The sequence below is a fragment of the Nostoc sp. NMS7 genome (assembly GCF_017115085.1).
Lineage (GTDB): Bacteria > Cyanobacteriota > Cyanobacteriia > Cyanobacteriales > Nostocaceae > Nostoc.
In genome coordinates this window covers 52,388-75,412 of record NZ_JABXKJ010000267.1, presented here as the reverse complement: position 1 = coordinate 75,412, position 23,025 = coordinate 52,388, and the positions used below count along the sequence as shown (strand labels likewise).

Below are 23,025 nucleotides of genomic sequence, written 5' to 3'. Positions count from 1 at the left end.
ATGCCCAATGCCCCATGCCCAATGCCCCATGCCCAATGCCCCATGCCCAATGCCCAATCTCAAAATCCAAAATCCAAAATCCAAAATCCAAAATTGTTATGGTTAGTCTGCTAGAAAATCCCTTGCGCGTTGGTCTGCAACAACAAAGGATGCCCGAACCCCAGATTATAGTCATTTTTGGCGCTTCTGGTGATCTCACCTGGCGCAAACTAGTACCAGCACTTTACAAATTGCGGCGAGAACGGCGTATTCCACAAGAAACTACCATTGTCGGTGTGGCACGTCGAGAGTGGAGCCACGAGTACTTCCGTGAACAGATGCAAAAAGGCATGGAAGAGGCACATCCTGATGTCGATTTAGGGGAACTTTGGAAAGACTTCTCTCAAGGTTTGTTTTATAGTCCTGGGGATATAGACAATCCCGAAGGCTACCAGAAACTCAAAAGCTTATTGAGTGAATTAGACGAAAAACGGTGCACACGAGGGAATCGAATGTTTTACCTCTCAGTTGCCCCCTCATTCTTTCCCGAAGCGATTAAGCAGCTAGGAAGTGCTGGGATGCTAGAAGATCCCTACAAACATCGTCTAGTAATTGAAAAACCCTTTGGTCGGGACTTGGCTTCTGCCCAGAGTCTTAACCAAGTGGTACAGAAATTTTGCAAAGAAAACCAAGTATATCGCATTGACCACTACTTAGGTAAAGAAACAGTCCAGAATTTGCTGGTGTTTCGCTTTGCCAATGCGATTTTTGAGCCGTTGTGGAATCGTCATTTTGTTGACCATGTGCAAATTACCGTCGCAGAAACCGTAGGAGTGGAAGACCGGGCTGGTTATTATGAAAGTGCCGGCGCACTACGGGATATGTTGCAAAATCACCTCATGCAACTTTACTGTTTAACGGCGATGGAAGCACCCAACGCAATGGATGCCGATAGCATCCGCACAGAAAAAGTGAAGGTACTCCAAGCGACTCGTTTAGCTGATGTTCACAATCTCTCAGGTTCAGCAGTACGTGGGCAGTATAGTGCTGGCTGGATGAAGGGTCAAGCAGTGCCGGGGTATCGGACAGAACCAGGCGTTGATCCCAACTCCACCACTCCCACCTACGTAGCAATGAAGTTTTTGGTGGATAACTGGCGCTGGAAAGGTGTTCCTTTCTACTTGCGTACCGGGAAGCGGATGCCGAAAAAAGTCAGTGAGATTTCCATTCACTTCCGCGAAGTTCCGTCTCGGATGTTCCAATCTGCCGCCCAACAGACAAACGCCAACATTTTGACTATGCGGATTCAGCCGAATGAAGGAATTTCCCTGCGTTTTGATGTGAAAATGCCAGGGGCAGAATTCCGCACCCGTTCCGTTGACATGGACTTTAGTTATGGTTCCTTTGGCATCCAAGCAACATCCGATGCCTACGATCGCCTATTCCTTGATTGTATGATGGGCGATCAAACATTATTCACCCGGGCGGATGAAGTCGAAGCAGCTTGGCAAGTAGTAACGCCAGCCCTTTCCGTTTGGGATGCACCCGCCGACGCAAATACTATTCCCCAGTACGAAGCAGGTACTTGGGAACCAGCAGAAGCAGAATTCTTAATTAACCAAGATGGACGTCGCTGGCGCAGACTCTAAATATTAGTCATTAGTCATTAGTCATTAGTCACTAGTAAAAACAAATGACATAGGCGCTTCGCCTTCCCGCAGGGTATGACCAATGACCAATGACAAAATCCAAAATCCAAAATCCAAAATCCAAAATTCCTTATGGCTCCCCAAGCGTCTACAATTTTTTCACTTCAGACACCAAAAGATATTTCGCTTGACGAATTAGATGCGGAACTGAATCAAATTTGGCAAAGCTACGGTATTAGTGGCGATACGGGTGGGCTTCCTGCTGCTACTCGCGCAACTACATTTACCTTAGTGGTTTATGAACCGGAAGAAACCCAGTATCTTTTGGCTACTTTGGGATTTTACAACGGACCACTTGACGGGATTTTAGGGCCTCAAATGGAAGCTGCGCTGCGGCAAGTGCAGAAAAAATATGCACTGCCACATACTGGAATAGCAACACCTGAAACCCTGGCTATCTTGAGAGAAGAATTCGCCAAACGTCAAGGAAACGCGGCTACAGGGGATAATAGTTCTACTAGTATTCCCAGCTTAAATGCCCCAAGCCCCAGAATTGCCGATGAAATCGCCCTCCGCAACCCCTGCCGCATTATTGCACTGTTTCCCATTGCTGGCGAAGATGAAGGGGTTAAAGCTCAAGTTTCTGCCTATTGCCCCATCCAAAAGCAATCATCAAGCACATTAATTTGCTGCGAATATATAACTCTCAGTGGAACTCCTGCTGCCTTGGAACGGATCGGGGGGATGATTCCAGCATTGTTAATTGGCGGCTTACCAAAGTTTGTCTGGTGGAAAGCAACACCAGACCCAAACAACAGTCTATTCAAACGGCTGGCAGCAGTATCCAACAATGTTATTGTGGATTCTTGCCGCTTTAACGAGCCAGAAAGTGATTTACTCCACCTACAAGAGTTGGTAGAAAGTGGTGTTCCCTTAGCTGACCTCAACTGGCGTCGCCTCTCAGCATGGCAAGAATTAGCAGCTGAAGCCTACGATTCTCCTCACCGTCGGGCTGCCTTGAAGGAAATTGACCGAGTAACGATTGATTACGAAAAAGGCAATCCCGCACAAGCATTGCTGTTTTTGGGTTGGCTGGCAAGTCGTCTAGAATGGCAACCAGTTTCCTATCAAAAGGAAACCGGAGATTACGACATCACTCGCATTGCCTTTGTTGCCAAAGACCAACGACAAGTGGAAGCCGAATTAGCGGGTGTTCCCCTTGCTGATGTGGGTGAGATTATGGGCGACTTGATTGCCCTGCGCCTCAGTTCGACAAATCCGCAGGCAGACTGTGGTACAGTAATTTGCTCGGAAACTGGTGGCTGTATGCGGATGGAAACACACGGTGGTGCCCAATCTGCCGGTCTGTTTCAACAAGTAACTTCACTTTCGGAACAAAAGGCGGAAGCATTGCTAAGTCAGCAGGTACAACGTTGGGGGCGCGAGTCACTTTTTGAAGAAAGTCTGGGAGTGACAGCGAATATTTTCAAATTGGAAACAAATAATTAGCTTCGCCTGGAAAGAATAAAAGTTACACACAAGCTCTTCAGATTTTTGGATATTTCAATAATCTGGAGGGTTTTTCTATTTTCTTTGGTTTTTAGCCCAATGCCCTTGGGTTAAGAAAAATAGCTTTGTTGGGTAGAGCAATAGTGAAACCCAACAAATGGTTGATAATTGGACGCTTCTTATTGAAAGGATAGGTCGTATGTGCCTCCACGCTCAAGCGCACGTTTGTAAGCAGGTCGTGCATGAATGCGCTCAACAAATTCTTTGAGCTTTGGTCGGCTCTCGACCTCTTCTCTTCGCATGGCCATTTGTTCAAGGGGAAAGCTCATTTGGATATCGGCGGCGGTAAATTCTTCACCTACAAACCACGTACTTTTACGGAGTTCGTCTTCTATGTAGTCAAAGTGAAGTTTGATCTGGGGCGCGACGAATCCGCTAACAACGCTGCTGTCTCCTGCTCCGAATTTGTTCAACACCAGCCGCATCACCAGCAGTGGCATTGCAGAGCCTTCGGCGTAATGCAGCCAATACGTATAGCGCACGTACTCAGGCGTACCTGATGCCGGGACTAGCCGACCATTGCCGTAGCGATCAACTAGGTATTCGACGATCGCGCCCGACTCAGCAATCGTCAGGTCTGCATCTGTGATCACTGGTGACTTGCCGAGGGGATGGACTTGGCGCAGCAACTCTGGTGCCAGCATCGTCTTTGGATCGCGTTCATAGAATTTTATCTCGTATTCGATACCTAATTCTTCAAGTAACCACAGCACACGCTGCGATCGCGAGTTGTTAAGATGATGAACAATTATCATAAAAGGTTCCTCTTCTGGTCGCTTATTGTTATCCGATCTGGGCGAATCTCTAAGTATAATTATTAGACAGACTTTTTCAATCTAACTCCCCTAATTGGCTAGTTTTTTTCCTTCTTTGAATTTTGAATTGTTATTTATGGCTTTAGTCATTGCCGGGGAACGTAGTGGAGTGGGTAAGACAACAGTCACGCTCACCCTTTTAGCATCTTTACGCCGTCGCGATCGCCTAGTGCAATCTTTCAAGATAGGCCCAGACTACATTGATCCGATGTTTCATCAACACGTAACTGGTCGTGCCTGTCGCAATTTAGACCCAGTACTGACTTCTCAAGCCTACGTTCAGCAATGTTTTACCCGTCATAGCCAACTGAGTGAATATGCTCTAGTGGAAGGAGTAATGGGGTTATTTGATGGAATTGGGCATGGGGAATGGGGCACTTGTACTGAGCGTTGTCGAAGTATGGGGCATGGGCAAGAAAAGCAAAAATCAACAGACTTTGCTAGCACTGCACACATCGCGCGGCTTTTAGATTTACCTGTGGTGTTGGTGATTGATTGCAGTCGTTTATCTGGTTCTGTCGCTGCGATCGCTCACGGCTACAAGTCTTTTGATCCCCGAATTAAAATAGCTGGGGTAATATTAAATCGAGTCGGGAGCGATCGCCACCTCTCTCTACTCAAAGATTCCCTAGAACCCTTACAATTAGCCATTCTCGGCGTACTGCGGCGTCAGGATAACATCACAATTCCCGATCGCCATTTGGGTTTAGTACCCACAGCCGAACTTCCCGAACTCAACGCTTTAATTGATCGCCTCGCCGATTTAGGTGATACTTGCTTCGACTGGCAACGCTTATTACCTTTGTTAAAATCCGAACCACTCCCTCATCTCCCACCCTGCGGTGAACTAAAGCTACATCCCCCCTCCTCAGTCAGGATTGCAGTAGCCCGCGATCGCGCTTTTAATTTTTACTACCAAGATAATCTCGATTTGCTGCAACAGCTTGGCGCAGAACTGGTTTTTTGGAGTCCCTTAGAAGATGCTGGTATACCAAAAGATGTGCAGGGAATGTATTTTGGCGGTGGTTTTCCGGAAGTTTTTGCCCAGCAACTAGCAGAAAATACCAGCGTTCGTGATGCAGTGAAAACAGCAATAGTTAAAGGAATGCCCACAATTGCCGAATGCGGCGGATTGATGTATTTGTGTGAGCAAATTATCGATTTTGAGGGCAAATCTTGGCCGATGGCGGGAGTTTTACCAACATCTGCTGTGATGGGTGGGCGTTTAACTTTGGGCTATCGTCGTGCAGTAGCTTTGCAAGATAATCTGTTAGTTAAGGCAGGTAGAACTGTTTACGGACATGAGTTTCATCGTTCTGATTTAACCTTAACTCCCACTCAGCCCCTATTTGAAACTTCTCGCTACGATTGTGACGAAAATATGGGATGCGAGGGATGGGGTTTACCCGCAAATGTTCATGCTTCTTATGTGCATCTGCATTGGGGAGAAAGTGGAGAAATTCCCCAGCAGTTTCTTAAAGAATGTCTGAAAGTAGCATCTTCAGCAACGTGGATTTAAGTCAGCACCAAACCCAGTAGTACTTTGTCAAGTTGGTTTTGAGGGTTTGTAGTAAGGACTTTAGTGCTTAGAAAATAAGGACTAAAGTCCTTACTACGAACTTGCTTACCCATCAATTTAAACTTGACAGACTAGTAGGGTGAATAAAAAATTATTAGACTCTATTAGGACTTACGCAAAATATCTCTGAAACTCTGATTTCCACCGTTCGCGCAGCGTCTCCCCTTGGGAGAAGTTCAGATGCCTGCGGCGGGCTGCGCCAACGGCGTCAGCCGCCGCTCGACTTCTCTTTGTGTCGCGCCAGTCTCTAGAGATTCTCTTAGTACAGCATTTGATTAATTTGTACCGGATTAAATTTGGCAATACCCTGCATTGTTAATGCATCGACTTGCATTGTTAATGCACCGGCTTGCATTGTTAATGCATCGACTTGCATTGTTAATGCATCGACTTGCATTGTTAATGCATCGGCTTGCATTGTTAATGCATCGACTTGCATTGTTAATGCATCGGCTTGCATTGTTAATGCATCGACTTGCATTGTTAATGCATCGGCTTGCATTGTTAATGCATCGGCTTGCATTCCTTTAAAATGATAATGCGTTCCCCTGCATTAAAAACGCTACGCTTTTACGCAAAACTGTACTTAGTAGTGTTTTGAAAGCTACACAGGAACCAACCACTATTTCTCACTCTCTGCTAAAAACCCCTGGATTTGTCCGTGGGGGATTCGTTACACTCATATCGTCATTCAATCTGCGAATCAGACGGGATAACTCACGAATAATGTTCACCGCAATTTCGGGAGTTTCTTCGATCGCATCATAAAGTTGCTCTTGCGTCAGTTCTAAAAATTCACAAGGTTCCAGAGTCGTTGCGGTTGCAGAACGAGGTTGAGTATCAAATACTGCCATCTCACCAAAGTATTTTCCCTCTTCCACCTCTGCAAGTTGTTTATTTCCGATGTGAACTTTTACTCGACCTGACACCACAATATAGAGCGATCGCCCTTCTTCTCCTTGTCGAAAGATCGTGTAATTAGCTGGAAATGACAATTCGTTCATTACTGAAGTCAGCCGCACAATAAAATCATCCCGCAATTCCTTAAAAATTGGGACTCGCCGGACAAATAATAAACGGTCAACACTGGTTAGCATAATTACAAGTTAAACATAAAACATTAATGTAAATTTTAAAACTCAAGCCACGCGATTAGTCATATTAACCGATGTTGAACGCTAGCGGTCAAGAATATCTCAAATTTTACCGACCACTTAGCATCTCTTCAATAGGAGCGATGCCCTGAGCCCTTCGACAAGCTCAGGGTAACACTTGCCGTACCACTTCGTGGAAGCAAGCTACGCGCAGCGCGATGCCCTGAGCTTGCCGTTCGCGGAGCGTCTCGTAGAGAAGGGTCTTGTAGAGAAGGGTCTCGTAGAGAAGTGCGGTAAACTACGCACAGAAGTTTCTCAAACAATAGCTCAGTATTAGGTATTCTTTCATTGCCATGCAGAGCATAAGAATGGCTGCTGACTCCAGTCAGACATTGAGTCAGAGTCTCAATGAATGCATTCCCATGCAGAGCAGGGGAACAAGGAAAACATATAGTCAAGTTGTCAATCACTTTTGTTTATCCTTTTAAAAAACAAGAGTATTTGCTCTTATTTGCTTGCAAGCCATATTATTGACTTCATGAGCTCCCAAGGTACCTTGCTGAGAAAAAAATCACCAATTTGATTAGAGGTAAGCGCCTTTAACAACTGGGGAATTGGCTGATGACTAACGAACCTCGATCAGTTGTCGTTAGGTAATAACAGTCACAAAATCTTCTGAACTGCCCTCACATTGAGGAGTAGAGAAGGACTAGGACAAACAGCATTAGAATGTATCGTGAGCAAGAATTATGACTTGGCTAATTAGTACATTTATTATTGGAATCTCTGCCGCTTTTGCAACCACCTTTGACGACAATTTATATTTGACAGCTTTCTTCGGAAAAGTCAATCGCAGCTTTCGTCCTAAGCATATTGTGATCGGTGAATTTCTGGGATTTACTGCCTTAGTCTTTGCTAGTCTCCCTGGTTTCTTCGGCGGTCTGATTATTCCAACTACCTGGATTGGTTTGCTGGGTTTACTTCCCGTCGCCATTGGTATCAGTAATCTCATCAGTCGAGAACAACAGGAAGAGACAGTGCAAGCTGTGTCAGTTGATTTAACCTCTCCTACCCAATCTGGACGCCAGAAGAAATCACTATTAGCAACCATCCGCGATCCGCAAACTTACCGCGTTTCCGCAGTCACTATTGCCAATGGAGGAAACAACATTGGAATTTATGTACCGTTGTTTGCCAGTAGCAATCTTCCAAGTTTAGGTGTAATTCTGTGTGTTTGCTATTTGACTGTTGGTGTGTGGTGCTTCCTCTCTTACAACCTGACTAGTAATCCTCTGATGGCTCCGGTTTTAACTCGCTATGGTCGGAAAATCTTCCCGTTTGTCTTAATTTACTTGGGACTCTCTATCTTAATTAAAAGTGAAACATATCGACTTTTACCTAGTCTGGCAATGCTTTCCCATTAGGTATGAGGCGATGTCTACGATGGTCACTGAGCTTGCCTGCCCTGAGTTTGTCGTACCACTTCGTGGAAGCAAGCTACGCGTAGCGCGATGCCCTGAGCTTGCCGAAGGGTCTCGTAGAGAAGGGTCGAAGTCTGGGCTGTGACGCTCGTTCGCCCTTGGCATCTCCCCTTGGGAGAAGACTTGCTCTAAGCGAAGCTATGCCGAAGGCTTTACGCTACGCTATCGGTGACGCACCTGCTCGGAAAACTCAACATTCTTGATGGGTGCTATCCAAAAAGATTTTTTAATCACTTGAATTTATCAATTTGAATCAAAATAATATTTGCTCTTATGAATCAATTTATCTAAAGTGAGATTAAAGCACATTATTGATGGCTTCTATAAAAGCAAACTCACCACAGCGAATCATCATAGGAAGAAACTAATGAATCAATCAAATTCCAAAAAATTAACTCAGTGGATTGTCACAGCAGTATTTCTGGTACTTGTAGTAGGATTTTCTCTGTTTGACCAACCCAGCGTTAGAGCTCAAACACTAACACCATCCATACCTACAGAATCTGAACTAGCTCCAGAAATATCTCCAGATACGTCACCAATGGAGTCTTTAGCAGCACCAGCAATATCTCCGGTTGTATCTCCAATAGTGTCTGTAGCAGAAAACGTGACACATTTACTACAAACCAATGAATGTGTCGGCTGTAACCTGACTGGAGCAATGCTCAAGGACGCAAACCTGCAAGCGGCAAACTTGGAGGGTGCTAACTTACAAGATGCAGACTTAGAAAGGTCTAACTTACAGCAAACAAACTTACAAGGAGCTAACTTTCAAGGAGCAGATTTAGGCAAGGTCAACCTTTTGGGAGCAAACCTCTTAGGAGCAAACCTATTTGATGCAGACCTAGAGAAAGCCAACCTGATGGGAGCAAACCTGCAAACGGCTAACCTACAGGGCGCAGACTTGGAAAAGACAAATCTTACAAATGCAAACATCCAGGGGGTTAACCTGATGGGGGTTGATTTGGAAGATGCGATCAGACCAGAAGGATTCACTGTTCAGTAATTAAACTGAAGTTCTCGGTGCAAATTTAGTAAAAAACTTCAAAAGCCTGATTCAGTAATGAATAGAGGCTTTTTTTTTGATATTTGAAGGACTTATATGATGTCCGCTCGATCACTTAAGCTGAAAAACGTCTAATTTGCATAACCGAATTAAACAGAACTCTTGTGGGGTGGGCAGCGTTCAACTGACTTGTACTGACTTTGCCTGCCCTGAGCTTGCCGTACCACTTCGTGGAAGCAAGCTACGCGTAGCGTCTCCAAGAGTTGGGTACTGAGCGACGCGTTGCCCTGAGCTTTGCCGTACCACTTCCCTACGGGACGCTGCGCGAACGTGGAAGCAAGCTACGCGTAGCGCGGTGCCCTGAGCTTGCCGTTCGCGGAGCGTCTCCAAGAGTTGGGTCTCCAAGAGTTGGGTCGAAGTAGCGTTGTCGTTGGCGTGGTCACTGAGCCTTGCCGTTCGCGCAGCGTCTCGTAGAGAAGTGCAGCCTAAGAATAGAAGTAGCGCTCACACCGAAGTCTTGCCCGCCCTGATTGTGCAAGTTGTATACATAACAGCTTAGTAATTTATTTCTTGGAAATCCCCTATGTCTAATTGTCGTAGCTGGCGATCGCAACAATAGTAGATAAAGGTACTTCAGCAAAATACTGTCGCTGAAATTGTTCTTCTCGCACAGCAGCTAAAAATCGTGCAACTGCTGGGTCGGCAAAGTTTTCTGCATTATCGCTTGGATGCCAGGTGATTTGCAAATAACGGTCTTGTCGTTTGACTGTGAAACCTAAATCTTTTAAAGCTTTGATTCCTACAAGTAAGGTTTGGTCGCTGATGCCGATTTTTTCTAAAAGTTGGACGCGGGTAACTAGTTGATTTGTGCGACTGAGATATTTGGCAATTCCGACAAGAGTCAGCCAAATTTGATTAGGTGGTTGAGGGTTAGGTTTAGACCAAGCGATCGCTAATTGTTGCTGATTGTCAAGCCCAGATGCAGAGCGGTTTATCGTTAGACATCGCCGCAACCACGCACGTAAATCATCCCAATTTGTGGGACAATCTTCAATAATCAGTGCTGAGTGCTGAGTGCTGTTAGCGGATAGCTGTTGTTTAGCCCGTGCTGAGTGTTCCTGATTCCGTAAGTCTAAGATGAGTGGTGTTAACGGATGGCTGTTGTTTAGCCCGTTCCGAGTGTTGAGTGTTGAGTTAACATTAGGACGCACGGCAATTAATCTGATTTCATAACGTTTTTTAAAGGTGTTGTAGTCTAGTTCTGCTATGCAATTACACCTTCCTATGGGTAATTCATCTTTGTAGTGTCCCCACCATATACCAGGAAAAACACTTCTGCTGGAATCATCCCGAATGTCAAACTCGGTTTTAATATACTGTACTTTTTTCCCTTGCCAATCCTGCTGATTGCGATGCCAAGAATTTTCAAACCAGCAGTTTTGAATTAGCAATTTCGGAACAGCATTACCCATTCCACAAGGTTCTAACAGTTTCAGTTCCAAAAATAACTCTTTCCCCAAGTCTGCGACTGTTAGTGTCAAGTCTGCTTGCACAGTTGGCGTTAGGGTTGTACTACCTAAAGATTGCCGCAATTGCTGATTAATCGCGGCTGTAAATAAAGGAATGTTTTCCACCAACAAACTCAAACCTGCTGCAAAGGGATGTCCCCCAAAGCGATGTAACAAATGTGCTTGGTCTTTCACCAGTTGGTATAAATCGACAGAATTCACCGAACGGGCGGAACCACGAGCGAGGGGAGGAGATGAGGGGGATGAGGAGGATAAGGGAGAAATTCCTTCTTCATCTCCCCCATCTCCCCCATCTCCCCCTGCTCCCTCCGTACTCAACAAAATAGTCGGGCGACCTGTTTCTTGTGCCACCTGTCCAGCGACTAAGCCCAATACACCCGCAGGCCATTGGGCATCTTCTAGGACAATGACGCTGGTAGTTGATAAGTCTAATTGAGTAAGTTTTTGGGCTACTTGCGCTTGCACATCTTTTTGCAAAGATTTGCGGCGGGCGTTTGCGAGTTCTGTAACTTCGGCTAGTTCGTTACAACGTTTAGCATCCCGACTAGTTAATAATTCAACGCAAAAACTGGCATCACCTTGGATGCGGCTGACGGCGTTAATTCTTGGCCCCAAACCAAAGGAAATATCTGTGGGGCGATCGCCACTTTTCTGGCACAATTCTAATAATCGCCCTACCCCTGGACGCCGCCGCGCTGCTGCTGGCTGTTGAAAATCTGCTTGCAGTCGTTGAATTCCCAACTGCGCCAAGTAGCGACAATCTCCACTTAACTGCACTAAGTCGGCAATTAATCCGACTGCTACTAAATCTAATAAATCCTCTAATGGATGTTTTGCCACATTAGGTAGAGTTTGATATAGTGCTTCCACCAACTTATAAGCTACCGCCACCCCAGAAAGATGAAACAGCTGATGTTCCTTTGGCAAATAGCGGGGATTAATAATAGCTGCGACGGGTGGGCGTTCGGCGGGTAAGGTGTGATGGTCTGTAACTATTACATCTATGCCTAGTTGTTTGGCATGGATAATTTCCTCAATATTTGTGCTACCTGTGTCACAAGTAACGATTAATTTACAACCTTGTTTTGCTAAGTTATCAATCCCTTGATTATTAAGTCCGTGGGATTCTTTCAGGCGATTGGGAATGTAGTAACTTAACTGAGTATTTTGTTTGAAAAATTGCCCCAATCCATCCCAAAGTACAGATGTGGCGGTAATCCCATCAGCATCAAAGTCTCCCCAGATGGCAATTTTTTCTCTGGCGTTATCTGCTTGTTGCAACCGGGCGATCGCTAGGTGCATTTCTTGCCCAAACTCAAAGGGACTTGCTGGTTGATAAGCTTTATAGTTGATAAAAGCTGTTAATTGTTGATGATCTTTAATTCCCCGTTGCCACAACAATTGCGCCGCATATATTCCAGTTGATGCGGGTGTATGCTGTTTCACCGCTTGGATAAACCATTCCGGGGGTTGTTCGGTTGCTGCTATAGTCCACTGCTGTTGTTCTGGCATATAAAGTTAAGTTAGATTGGAGATTGATCGTCGGTTGTTTGAGATTCATTCACTAGAGGATTGAGGACGACTTCATTAGCGACGCTATCAGGTTTACGGGAACGAATAGTAGGACGCGATCGCCTATAACCTGCTCTTTCAGCTTTTTGGTGTTCGTAATCAATTAATCTGCCATAATATTCATGCTTGCTTAAATTCATCGACAAGAAAATATGCTGGCGGATATTACCAAAACCTTTGCGGTTAAAAAACTTTAATGCTGAAGTATTGGTGGGATCAGTGTCTACCAACATGAACCGCGCCCCATCTTCAATCATCCGGGCGACGACTTTATCAACCAACTTGTCTGCTACTCCCCGACGCTGGAACCTCGGACTAACTCCCAGCCATAAAATGTAACCGTAAGTCCAGGATGCTTTGGTGATGATGGTTCCCAAAATAAATCCTGCTAATTCTCCGTCTGTTTCAGCCACGAGGCAATATTCTGGATCGGTGTTGTAAAGTCCAATCACCTCCCATTCGTCCCAAGTGCGGTATAAATAAGGATATAAATCGCTGGTAAATAACCCTTCTCCCAAGTGGTAAATGGGAGCAATGTCATCAATTCCTAATTCGCGTACATAAATTGTTTCAGTTTCGTCAAAGTTTGACATAACTTGACATAGATTTAGAAGTTGTAATTTATTTATACCCTGATTGGATTTTACGAACATCCTTTAATTTATAGGGTTGAGCAGGACTTCTTGAATGCTGTCAAAATTTGGCAATGAGTCTTTCACTGCTTCTTCAGTAGCTTGTGTGCGTGGTTTACCGCCGTAGGCATCGCACCGTTTGGCAAACTGACAATAATTACAGGTTTTGCTACCCTCCACCACTTGCGGAAACTGCTGGTTATTTTGGTAATTTTCCAGCCAATTAGTTAACTGGTTTAATAGTTGATTAAGTTTCTTTGCTGTTTGTGTATGTTGAGCAGTATTGTAATTAAATTTAATATTTTGCGGTTTACCCTCAGATTGAACAAACCAGTAAGTCATCGAAATCTTTTCTGGTAAATACTCGCTAGTTTCAGCCAATACATAGAGATAAAGCTGTGTTTGCCAGTTGGATTCTAACTTGCGTTGATTGGGTGGTTTAGGATAAGTTTTCCAGTCGAGAATTTGCGCTTGTTGGTTATCTGCAATCAATAAATCATAGACAACCGTCAGCAAATAGTCCTGAACTTGCAGAGTTCGGTAGTGTTCACTTTCGCGGAAAGTTTGATTATCAGATGCAGCCGCTAAAATTTCTGGGGCTGCATCAGCAAAACCCAGCATCCAGCTTTGCAGTTGAGTATCTGCTTGCAGGAAACTATCAATTGGCAAACCCATTTCTTGCTGCTGCATTAGCAAGTGAAAACGACTACCCAAAGTTTGGCGTTCTTCTTGTTCTGGATTTGAGGGCGAATTCAGTTGTTCTAGATAGGTATGTTGAAATTTACGCGGACAAGCTTCTAGTAAGTTCAGTTGTCCTTGAGAAAGTCGCAGTAGTTGAGTGGGAGTTGACAGCATTCTTCTATTTTATTACTAGCCCTGGCGATTGGAAATCGCGGCTACACAGACAAAACCTGCCTTTTTTACGGAACGCTACGCGAACGCAGGTTAAAAACACTTGATTTTGTATTAGTCCACGGAGGTGGACTTCGTTTGTGTAGTAGCGAATTCTATTCGCCCAATACTCGCCGGGCGACTAGAAGTCGCGGCTACACAGACAAAACCTGCCTTTCCTACGGAACGCTACGCGAACGCAGGTTAAAAATGCTTGATTTTGTATTAGTCCAGGTCGGTGGACTTTGCTTGTCTAGTAGCGAATTCTATTCGCCCAATACTTGTTTTAGCAGCAGTGGAAGATGCAGAGCAAAAATAAAAGGTAAAAGGATAAACTTTGCGTTTGTTTCATCCTTTTACCTTTTTTATGTATCTGATGCCTATTTCATGTTAGCCCTTGCGTCCTTAACTGCGGCAAAGAAAAATAATCCGGTGAGTGGAATGCTCAATACCAGGATAATTGCCGTGGCTGTGACACCAAAATCTGGTTGTCCGTAACTGAGTTCAAAAATAGAACCGACAGCTGCGATCGCACTTACACAAGAACCACCCAGAAATAAACCGCTTTTTGGAGTTAAATACACTACTAGCCCCCTATGCTATTGGTTTCACCGCTTGATACGAGAAGCCATTCTTAGATAGCTCCTGGATTAAAGTCAAGGAGTTTTCTACACGGTCTACAAATACTACACCGTTGAGGTGATCCATCTCGTGCTGAATGCAGCGTCCTAAGAGGTCATTAGCCTTTAATGTTCGGGGACGACCGTACTCGTCTTTATAGGCAATTTCCACGACTTCGGGGCGCTTCACCTCTAGGAATACATTGGGAATACTCAAGCATCCTTCTTCGGCAACAGAGATGTCGCGGCTGACTTGTTTAATGGTGGGGTTAATCAACACCAAAGGCGGATTAGCTGCGTTCTCTGGTTCCAAGTCGATGACAATTAGTTGTTTGTGAATTCCTACTTGGGGTGCAGCCAAACCAATGCCATCTTTGCTATACATAGTTTGCAGCATTTCGCGCACCATTTGGCGGAGTTCGTCATCTACTTTAGAAATCCGCTTTGCAGGTTGACGCAGCACGCGATCGCCTAAATAATGAAGCTCCAAAGGTGGATTTTTTAACTTTTTTTTCTCTACAGCAATTTCAGAGGGCATGAGTCTCGATGGCTAGATGGTGAAAATTCCTACTACTTTAATTGTATCAAGCTCGTTACTAGTCAGTTGTAATCAAGGGCTGAGTTATGAGTTATGAATTATAAATTATAAATTCTTGACTGGGGTGACGTGTGTTTAAATCTCTCACGAAACTGGACTACCTGCTCAAAGAAACTTTCCTCGGTTTATTGCGGGGAGGTTGGATGAATTGGGCAGCTGTAAGTACTGTAACGGTGCTACTGTTTTTATTCGGCTTGAGTCTGCAAACCTCTTGGCAAGTCGAAAAACTCCTTTATCAGTTTGGTAGTCAGCTAGAAGTATCAGTTTATCTCCAACCGGATACGCGGATCGAAAGCATTCAGCCACTAATCGCAAAAATGCCAGATGTGGCGACGATAGAAACTATTACCAAAGAGGAAGCTTGGACTAAGTTAGTTAAGGAAATGAGAATTTCTGATATTGAAAGTGCTACCCAGGAGTTAGGTGAGAATCCCCTGGTTGATGAGATGAAGGTGAAAGCACGTAATTCTCAAGTTGTGCCAAATTTAGCAACGCAGTTGGCTAAGTTACCAGGAGTTGAGACGGTGCAGTATATTGATGAAGTAGTCAAACGTATTGCCCAGTTGCACCAAGGTCTGAACTGGATTACTTTAATAATTACGATTATTCTGACTTTAAGTGCGATCGCAGTGACTAACACCACAATTCGGTTGATTGTGATGGCACGACGCCAGGAAATTGAAATTATGCAACTAGTGGGAGCAACTTCTGCTTGGATTTACCTCCCGTTTATTTTACAAGGAATTAGCTTTGGCTTAGTTGGTGGTGCGATCGCTTGGAGTTTTATTTCTGTGATTCAACAGTTTCTCCGTAAGTTGCTAGTCAATCAACCTGAGTTTATCCAAGTCATCAGCAACAGAGTGCAACTCACTCCAGCAGAAATTTTCTTATTGCCCCTAATTCTCTTAAGTTTCGGTGCAGCTGTAGGATTAATGGGGAGCTTATTTGCTGTCCGACGTTTTGCTAAAGGTTAATCATTAGTCCAATGACAAATGACAAATGACAAATGACAAATGACAAATGACAAATGACAAATGACAAAACCTATGAAATCGCAATGGGAATGTTTTTTGCAAAATCTCGGTGTATGGCAAGGTTCATTCACCAATTTTTCTCCCCAAGGTACACTTCTCAACCAGACTCCTAGCTGTCTTTCCCTAGAAGGTTTGAACAATAACCAGACAGTGCGCCTAACTCTGAGCCGTTCGGGACAAGATATGATCAGAGAATTTAGTTCTGTGGGAGGGGGTCTGCTGTTTTTTGAAAATGGTTCGTTTTCTGAAGGTTTAATTCAGCTAGGGCCATTTTCCGAATTCGGTGGAGAACTTGCTTTGGTTCATGAAAATCGCCGCTTGCGTTTGGTGCAACTCTTTGATAAAACTGGTCAGCTAAAGGAATTAATTTTAATTCGAGAACATCTAGCTGGAACCCTAGCAGCAGAACGTCCAACTTTGCAGATAAATGACTTGTTGGGAGAATGGCTTGGCCAAGCAGTGACAATATATCCAGATTGGCGTTCGCCTGATACTTACTCTACAACCCTAAAATTACAACTTGATGATGCTGGGCGATTAATTCAAAGTACTTCTTTTGCAGAACGCACAATTACCTCAACTGCTACCATCAAAGATCAGATCATCCTTTTTGACCAAAATCCCCAAAAGCAGGTGCAAGTATTACTTTTACCAGATGGCGCTTCTGCAACTTCTCCTCTCAAGGTACAGTTACGTCAACCTTTATTTCTAGAAGTGGGTTGGTTAATCCAGCCAAACCTGCGCCAACGGATGATTCGCAGCTACAACGACAAAGGCGAATGGGTTAGTCTGACATTAGTTAGTGAAGAAAGAGTCCATCCTATTTTCTTAACTGATTGATCCATCTGTAGAATAACAAATAGCAGTAGTACAACTTACCCCTAGTAAGGAAACCTGAAATGGTACAGACCTCTGCTAAACCCTTGACTTTAAGTGAATTCCTGGTTCTGCCAGAGACAGAACCTGCCAGTGAATACATTGATGGGCGTATCATCCAAAAACCGATGCCGCAAGGAGAACACAGCGCAATTCAGACTGAGTTAGCACCTGCAATTAACTTGGTTGTAAAACCCAAACAAATTGCGCGGGCTTTCTGTGAACTTCGCTGTAGCTTCGGCGATAATCGCTCAATTGTGCCTGACATTTCTGTGTTTACCTGGGACAGAATTCCCCGCCAAGAAAATGGTAGGGTTGCTAACATCTTCTCAATTGCTCCAGATTGGACAATTGAAATTTTATCTTGCGATCAAAGTCAAACTAAAGTTACCAAGAATATTCTGCATTGCTTGAAGTATGCAACTCAGATGGGATGGCTGATTGATCCTAAAGAACAATCTGTGTTTGTCTACTTGCCAGATCAACCAACCACTTTTTACGAAGAACTAGAAACACAATTACCAGTGCCAGAATTTGCTAAAGATTTCAGCCTGACAGTAGAAGGTCTATTTAGCTGGTTGCTGGACTGATTGTAGAGAGCAGGCTTTATTTACCATATCTAAAATCTGATAGTTTGACCTGTTTGAGAGGCTAAATTTTTTAGTCTCAGCCAAACTAACATCGCACAAGCGATATGATTTCTTTGAAGACGGGCTTTACGACATTGACATGATTCAATACCAGTTAATTGTTTTATCTCTCTGTGAACAGGACTCTATTTTCCAACGGATTTTACACACTTCTTGTGCAATATGCGTAGAACTTTGAGATATATCATTAGTTGCGATATAATCCGTTCTATGGTTTGGATTCGTTTTTTGGCTCCTTTGTTTGCCATCACTTAGTTTCAAAAGGAGAATATCTTGGATGGCTCGAAATAAAAAGAAATCAGCCGGGTTTAAGTATGAGCATCCACTTTACTCTAGATGCCCAATTTGTTGTATTGTCCCGCCGCACATGCTGGAAAATGTCGTTGTAAATGGCAACCCCCAGCAGCGTACTTGGGCTTTTCATACATTAAATGTTTCGGCACAGCTTCGTGGACGGAGAGATGTTATCGGTAATATTTCCTTTGCACCTTCTCCGGGTGAAAAGCGCCGCACTATTTACGATGCCAAAAATGCACAGCAACTCCCTGGCACATTGGTGCGTGCTGAAGGAGATCCCGCCAGTAGTGATCCAGTAGTGAATGAAGCCTACGATGGAGCTGGTGCTACTTATGACTTATTTCATGAGATATTCGATCGCAATTCGATTGATGACAAAGGACTGCGTTTAGACTCCAGCGTGCATTATGGCGTCAAATATGATAACGCCTTTTGGAACGGCGACCAAATGGTTTATGGTGATGGCGACGGAGAACTGTTTCAACGCTTCACAAAGTCAATTGATGTGATTGGGCATGAACTAACTCATGGTGTAACCCAGCATGAAGCGGGTTTACTGTATTATGGCGAACCTGGGGCACTAAATGAATCGTTTTCTGATGTTTTCGGTTCTTTGGTGAAACAAAAGTCCAAAAATCAGACTGCACAAGAGGCAGACTGGCTGATTGGTGAAGGTCTTTTGGTACCCACTGTTAAAGGTGTTGCCCTCCGCTCCATGAAAGCACCGGGAACAGCATACGATGATCCAGTATTGGGTAAAGATCCCCAACCCGCGCATGTAAAAGATAAATATACTGGTGTTGATGATAACGGTGGGGTGCATATCAACTCAGGAATCCCTAACTATGCCTTTTATCTAGCGGCTGTTGAGATTGGTGGTTATGCTTGGGAGAAAGCTGGCAAAATTTGGTATATAGCTTTACGCGATCGCTTGCGTGCCAAAGCAGATTTTAAACAAGCTGCCAGTGTCACCATTCAAATTGCTGGCGAACTCTACGGTAATGACAGTAATGAGCAAAAAGCTGTGCAGAACGCTTGGCAAAAGGTTGGAGTTATTTAGAGACGCGATTAATCGCGTCTGTACAGGAGAGACGCGATTAATCGAGTCTGTACAGGAGTTATGAGTTTTTTCTTAACTTATAACTTTTTAGATGTATTGTTTGTTATTGCTAAACTGGGAGCCGATAACTATCATCTCCCAGTGTTTGTATTTATCCCAACTCAATAACACAACTGAGAGCAAAAAAAATGCGGGTATCATTTGAACGCACGGGCGGCTTTGCTGGAATCAGCAAGAAGACTACCGTTGATACAGACACTCTGCCACCAAATGAAGCTGCGACACTTCCCCAACTGGTGGAAGTTGCTGATTTATTTAGGCTACCTGAACTAATTACTTCGCCAAATCAAGAGAGCGATCGCTTTCAGTATAAGTTAACAGTGGAAGATAACGGCAAACAGCATACCGTAACTGTCAGTGAGTCAGCATTGCCAGGAACCTTAAGACCCCTAATTGAATGGCTACAGGCTATAGCACAGAAAAGGTAAGTTTCTCTTTTATTATTAATGCACCTAACGCCATCCGAAATGACTTTGCTCGTGTCCCCATCTCTGCGGAGAACCCGGAAGAATATAAAGCAGATTTTTTCTGAAGTTGACACCAATGGGGAGACGCCCACCTCACAATAAGTAGTTGGATATTTTTTTATTTGTCAGTCCCTAGAGAAGACTGAGAAGACTTTTCCCCAGTTCTCAAATTACAACCAATTGCCAATCAACACATAGGCAGACCAAAAGCTTGGTGCTTTGTAGTTAGGATGTTTTAGCAGTTGTAGTTGGGCGCGGTGGATAGCTTCGGCTTTGGTGATTTTGCCACTCTTGAGTTCTCGATAGAAGGCACTAACAAACATTGCCGTCGATTCATCATCAATCTGCCACAGGGAAGCTACGGTACTGCGTGCCCCAGCTCGTACAGCTGCTCCTGCTAGACCGAGTGCTGCACGGCTGTCTCCTGTTGCTGTCTGGCAAGCACTCAAAACTAATAATTCTACTATGGTTTTACCCTGACTACGGAAGAGAGTATCAAAATCCTTGACATTTATCTCACCATCGAAATCCAAAATAAAAGTGTCTTCAAAGCGGGAACTAAACTGACCGTGGGTTGCTAAATGGACTATGTTGAATGAAGCAGCACCAATTTCACTCTCTAAATTCTTTTTCTTAAAATCTTTATCTAGTAGGCTAGTTGTGGAAACTCCTGCTTTGGTAATGCCCTCGAATTCAGATTTGATCGCCAGCAAGGGTGCAAACTTGGAAAACCCTGGCGGCGGCTGAGTTAATCCGGCGGTTATAGCTCTTAGCTGCTGTTGTACTAGCGGTTTGGGGTCGAGGAGTTGCAGACCGACGCTCAGTGCGATCGCATATTTCTCTACTAAATATTGCTTACCATCATAGAGAGCTGCCATTGGTAAATTACGTAACGGCCCATCCAGAACGAACACTAGGGTATCTACCCCACTTTTTTGCAATTGTGACTCAATAGGTTTGAGCAGCCAGTTGTAAACTTCGTGCGAGTGGGTTTGGACGGCTTTAGTAGCGGTGGGATTGACAAGATTTTTTCGCAGTTCTACTAAGAGTTTCTCTACTTCTGTGTGGGAAATCTGAGTAGTGTAGCTTTGCAGAGGTTGTTTGGGAATTTTGACAATTACCTGGAGTTCTTTTTCCAGAATAATTGGATAAAGGATAGCAGCCGTGGGATTATCTTGGTCTACGACTTGATCGAGGGTTACTCTTTGACCTTGCAGGCAAGCTTCCCGGAAGAAGTCGTCCAATTCTGCTAGTTGGAGTGCTTCAATTCGCTGACGTGCTTTCTCTAATATTTTTTCATCTGGTTTCCCTTCTTGGGATTTCAGCAGTAACTCTACTGACTGTCGGTAGATGGGTTCTACGCTGTCCCGGAAGTTAAATTGCACATCCTGGTTGACTATATCTTTATTGACTACTAAATCTTTGCGAAGAGACTGGAGAGTTTCTACAGCAGCATCATACGCCGCGATCGCACCATTAATATCTTTTTGTAGCCAGAGCAATCTACCTAACTGCCACTGTAAAGTATAGGTAATTTCTGGTGCATTGCTGCTCTGTGCCAAAGCTAATCCTTGCCGGGTCAGGTCTTGCGCCTCTGACCACTGTCTGGATTCTTCGTACAAGCCGCCCAAACTCTTCAGAGCATAAGCTTCTGCCCGCTTGTCCCCTAAATTGCGGGATTGCTGGATGGCGCTAGCGAGTAATAGTGCTGAGTCTTTTCTGCTAAATCCTGAGTAGTAATTCTGACTGGATGCTTGCAAGACACCACTGTTGACTTTTGACAACTTTTGTGAAAAGTTAACTTGAGCGAAAATACTAGCACGGCTGAGGGGGAGTTTGTCGAGTTGCGACTCAATCAAGGGCAAGAGAGTTTGAACCTCTAGCCATTGTTGATCTTGAATCAGTAAGCCCAGGTGATTCAGTTGCGCTTGGACTTTTGTCAGAGGTGAGGGAGATGCTTCAACTGTTTGTTGATAATAGATGATCGCCTTTGTTTTGTCCTGTTGTTTACGGGCATTATTCCCCAGGCTGAACAGACTAGCACCAATATCAGCGCTTGATTGCAGGTTTCGAGCAATCCTCAGACTTTCTTCTAGCGCCTGGCGTGACTTTTCCAAATCGCCCACTACTAAAAGGGCATCACCGAGCGATCGCAAACTCACTGTTTTTTCGATAGAGTCTGGTTGAGATTTTAACGTCTGACTAACCTCTTCGAGTGTTTTGACAGATCGAGGGTAAAATCCTTGGGTTCGCCATGCCTGTGCTTGATTGATTAGCGATCGCACCACACCGCTTTTATTATCAACTTGCTTGTAAATTTTTTCCGTCTGCTGCCAAGTTGCTAAAGCCGCCTCCGACTGTCCCATTCTCAGTTGGAGACGACCTTGAATATCCAGTGATTGGGCAAATATTTGCAGATTTTGGTTTTCATCCTCTCCTTTGAGCAAATTTAAGCTCTCTGTAATTGCCTGCTGTGCCTGACTCCATGCACCGAGTTGCTGGTAAGCTAGGGAAAGATTACTCAGTGTCGCTGCTAGTCTCAGGGTGTCTCCTTGCTGTTTATATGCTTGGACAGCCTCTTTTAACACTTCTACAGCCTTGGCAAAGTTTCCAGTATTGTATAAAAGTTTGCCCTGTTGTAGTAGTGAGGCGGGGTCAGTGGCGACAGCCAGCGATGTCAGATTGTTAATTGGTAATTGGGATGAGGAATTAATTGAGCCAGCAACTTTTGCCAGCACGGGTGAACCAAGGATGCATAACAAAGCGATTAAGAAGTACAAAGGCAAACGTAAAAACTGATCCAGCCTCGTCTTCTCCCAACGCCAAGCAGCCTTTCGTAGAGAAGGGGAGCCACGCCCTGGCTGCTTTTGCCTTTTAACTTTTACAGAATTCGCGCCAGAAATCTTAGTTGTTTTAGTCATAAGCATGGCAAGAGGTAAGTCATAGCCAGGAACGCACAGGATTAACTGTAGGTGTTTGGGCTACCAGGATCATGTTACCATTCGCATGCATTACTCATGCCTGAGCTTCCACAATCTTATTTAGAGCGCTTTTCAAATTGCATAGAGTTTCACTTCCCTATGGACGCTGCGTGAACGTTCAAACCAACCGCGAGCAGTTTATGGTTTTTAACGCTAAGGGACTGACAAATAAAAAAATACTCAACTACTTCTTGTGGGGTGGGCGACACGAGAGCCCATAGCCAAAGGCGGGCAAGACTTCGGCGTGAGCGCTTAGTCCTTCGACAAAGCTCAGGAACCATCGAACGCTGCCCACCCCACAAGATTGGATAATTTATTTGTTGGAAGTCCCTAACACCAGACGTATTGATTTATAGTGGTTCTGAATTGTATAGAATACAGACGACTCATCGGGGCACAGGAATGCTCTTTTCAAAAATCTATGCAGTTTCTTGGGCAGATTAACTATCTTTTGAGCAAATACCAAAAACCTGATCAAGGTTGACCAGGTTTTATTGAGTTCACAGGTTTCAAATTGTTAAACTAATTAAGTAATTGAAAGTTAATAACTAGGGTGGACTAAACAACGAACAAACTCAGCATTCTT

General features: G+C 44.3%; 19 protein-coding genes. 10 read left to right on the top strand and 9 right to left on the bottom strand.

Translation table 11 applies throughout. The annotated features are described in order from the left end of the window. Window positions 1-98 precede the first annotated feature (98 nt). Together zwf and opcA are read left to right on the top strand one after the other, a co-directional pair. Window positions 99-1,628, top strand: coding sequence for a glucose-6-phosphate dehydrogenase (gene zwf, locus HWQ38_RS39530; protein ID WP_292805813.1), 1,530 nt, complete (start codon window positions 99-101; stop codon window positions 1,626-1,628). A gap of 132 nt (window positions 1,629-1,760) precedes the next feature. Further along, entirely contained in the window at window positions 1,761-3,137 is a 1,377-nt protein-coding gene (gene opcA / locus HWQ38_RS39525) for a glucose-6-phosphate dehydrogenase assembly protein OpcA (protein ID WP_292805801.1), read from the top strand. 179 nt (window positions 3,138-3,316) lie between these two features. On the opposite strand, the gene HWQ38_RS39520 is transcribed toward opcA, so the two are convergent. Continuing rightward, window positions 3,317-3,952, bottom strand: coding sequence for a glutathione S-transferase (locus tag HWQ38_RS39520; RefSeq protein ID WP_292805799.1), 636 nt, complete (start codon window positions 3,950-3,952; stop codon window positions 3,317-3,319). A gap of 136 nt (window positions 3,953-4,088) precedes the next feature. On the opposite strand from HWQ38_RS39520, the gene HWQ38_RS39515 reads away from it, so the two are divergent. After that, a complete protein-coding gene (locus HWQ38_RS39515) occupies window positions 4,089-5,531 on the top strand; it encodes a cobyrinate a,c-diamide synthase (protein WP_292805796.1) in 1,443 nt (480 codons plus the stop codon). A gap of 319 nt (window positions 5,532-5,850) precedes the next feature. On the opposite strand, the gene HWQ38_RS39510 is transcribed toward HWQ38_RS39515, so the two are convergent. Both HWQ38_RS39510 and HWQ38_RS39505 read right to left on the bottom strand, forming a co-directional pair. Continuing rightward, a complete protein-coding gene (locus HWQ38_RS39510) occupies window positions 5,851-6,114 on the bottom strand; it encodes a hypothetical protein (protein WP_292805793.1) in 264 nt (87 codons plus the stop codon). 106 nt (window positions 6,115-6,220) lie between these two features. After that, window positions 6,221-6,688 carry a Crp/Fnr family transcriptional regulator gene (locus tag HWQ38_RS39505; RefSeq protein ID WP_292805790.1) on the bottom strand — a complete coding sequence of 156 codons (468 nt, stop codon included), beginning with the start codon at window positions 6,686-6,688 and terminating at the stop codon, window positions 6,221-6,223. 746 nt (window positions 6,689-7,434) lie between these two features. On the opposite strand from HWQ38_RS39505, the gene HWQ38_RS39500 reads away from it, so the two are divergent. Both HWQ38_RS39500 and HWQ38_RS39495 read left to right on the top strand, forming a co-directional pair. Next, window positions 7,435-8,109, top strand: coding sequence for a cadmium resistance transporter (locus HWQ38_RS39500; protein ID WP_292805787.1), 675 nt, complete (start codon window positions 7,435-7,437; stop codon window positions 8,107-8,109). Between the two features lie 424 nt (window positions 8,110-8,533). Further along, entirely contained in the window at window positions 8,534-9,172 is a 639-nt protein-coding gene (locus tag HWQ38_RS39495; protein WP_292805784.1) for a pentapeptide repeat-containing protein, read from the top strand. Between the two features lie 587 nt (window positions 9,173-9,759). Here HWQ38_RS39495 and HWQ38_RS39490 read toward each other — a convergent pair. The 5 genes from HWQ38_RS39490 to def form a co-directional block, all read right to left on the bottom strand. Next, entirely contained in the window at window positions 9,760-12,213 is a 2,454-nt protein-coding gene (locus tag HWQ38_RS39490; RefSeq protein ID WP_292805781.1) for a DHH family phosphoesterase, read from the bottom strand. Window positions 12,214-12,224: 11 nt separating this feature from the next. Continuing rightward, window positions 12,225-12,866 (bottom strand): GNAT family N-acetyltransferase, encoded by a 642-nt coding sequence (locus HWQ38_RS39485; RefSeq protein WP_292805778.1) that lies wholly within the window; start codon window positions 12,864-12,866, stop codon window positions 12,225-12,227. Between the two features lie 63 nt (window positions 12,867-12,929). Then, window positions 12,930-13,760 carry a PD-(D/E)XK nuclease family protein gene (locus HWQ38_RS39480; protein ID WP_292805775.1) on the bottom strand — a complete coding sequence of 277 codons (831 nt, stop codon included), beginning with the start codon at window positions 13,758-13,760 and terminating at the stop codon, window positions 12,930-12,932. 416 nt (window positions 13,761-14,176) lie between these two features. Beyond that, window positions 14,177-14,380 (bottom strand): hypothetical protein, encoded by a 204-nt coding sequence (locus HWQ38_RS39475; RefSeq protein WP_292805772.1) that lies wholly within the window; start codon window positions 14,378-14,380, stop codon window positions 14,177-14,179. 10 nt (window positions 14,381-14,390) lie between these two features. Next, a complete protein-coding gene (def, locus tag HWQ38_RS39470) occupies window positions 14,391-14,954 on the bottom strand; it encodes a peptide deformylase (RefSeq protein WP_292805769.1) in 564 nt (187 codons plus the stop codon). 131 nt (window positions 14,955-15,085) lie between these two features. Here def and HWQ38_RS39465 point away from each other — a divergent pair, with 131 nt between their 5' ends. The 5 genes from HWQ38_RS39465 (at window position 15,086) to HWQ38_RS39445 (ending at window position 19,419) form a co-directional block, all read left to right on the top strand. Continuing rightward, complete coding sequence (locus tag HWQ38_RS39465) at window positions 15,086-15,988, top strand: ABC transporter permease (RefSeq protein WP_292805766.1); 903 nt, start codon at window positions 15,086-15,088, stop codon at window positions 15,986-15,988. 72 nt (window positions 15,989-16,060) lie between these two features. After that, window positions 16,061-16,888: a DUF3598 family protein gene (locus tag HWQ38_RS39460; RefSeq protein ID WP_292805810.1), complete on the top strand. Its 828-nt coding sequence runs from the start codon at window positions 16,061-16,063 to the stop codon at window positions 16,886-16,888. A gap of 59 nt (window positions 16,889-16,947) precedes the next feature. Beyond that, window positions 16,948-17,514 carry a Uma2 family endonuclease gene (locus HWQ38_RS39455; RefSeq protein ID WP_292805763.1) on the top strand — a complete coding sequence of 189 codons (567 nt, stop codon included), beginning with the start codon at window positions 16,948-16,950 and terminating at the stop codon, window positions 17,512-17,514. 337 nt (window positions 17,515-17,851) lie between these two features. After that, window positions 17,852-18,931, top strand: a complete 1,080-nt coding sequence (locus tag HWQ38_RS39450) for a M4 family metallopeptidase (protein WP_292805760.1) — start codon at window positions 17,852-17,854, stop codon at window positions 18,929-18,931. Between the two features lie 188 nt (window positions 18,932-19,119). Continuing rightward, the gene (locus HWQ38_RS39445; RefSeq protein WP_292805757.1) at window positions 19,120-19,419 is read left to right on the top strand and encodes a protealysin inhibitor emfourin; all 300 of its coding nucleotides are present in this window, start codon (window positions 19,120-19,122) and stop codon (window positions 19,417-19,419) included. Window positions 19,420-19,628: 209 nt separating this feature from the next. Here HWQ38_RS39445 and HWQ38_RS39440 read toward each other — a convergent pair whose 3' ends face one another. Further along, window positions 19,629-22,385: a CHAT domain-containing protein gene (locus HWQ38_RS39440; protein WP_292805754.1), complete on the bottom strand. Its 2,757-nt coding sequence runs from the start codon at window positions 22,383-22,385 to the stop codon at window positions 19,629-19,631. Window positions 22,386-23,025 lie beyond the last annotated feature (640 nt).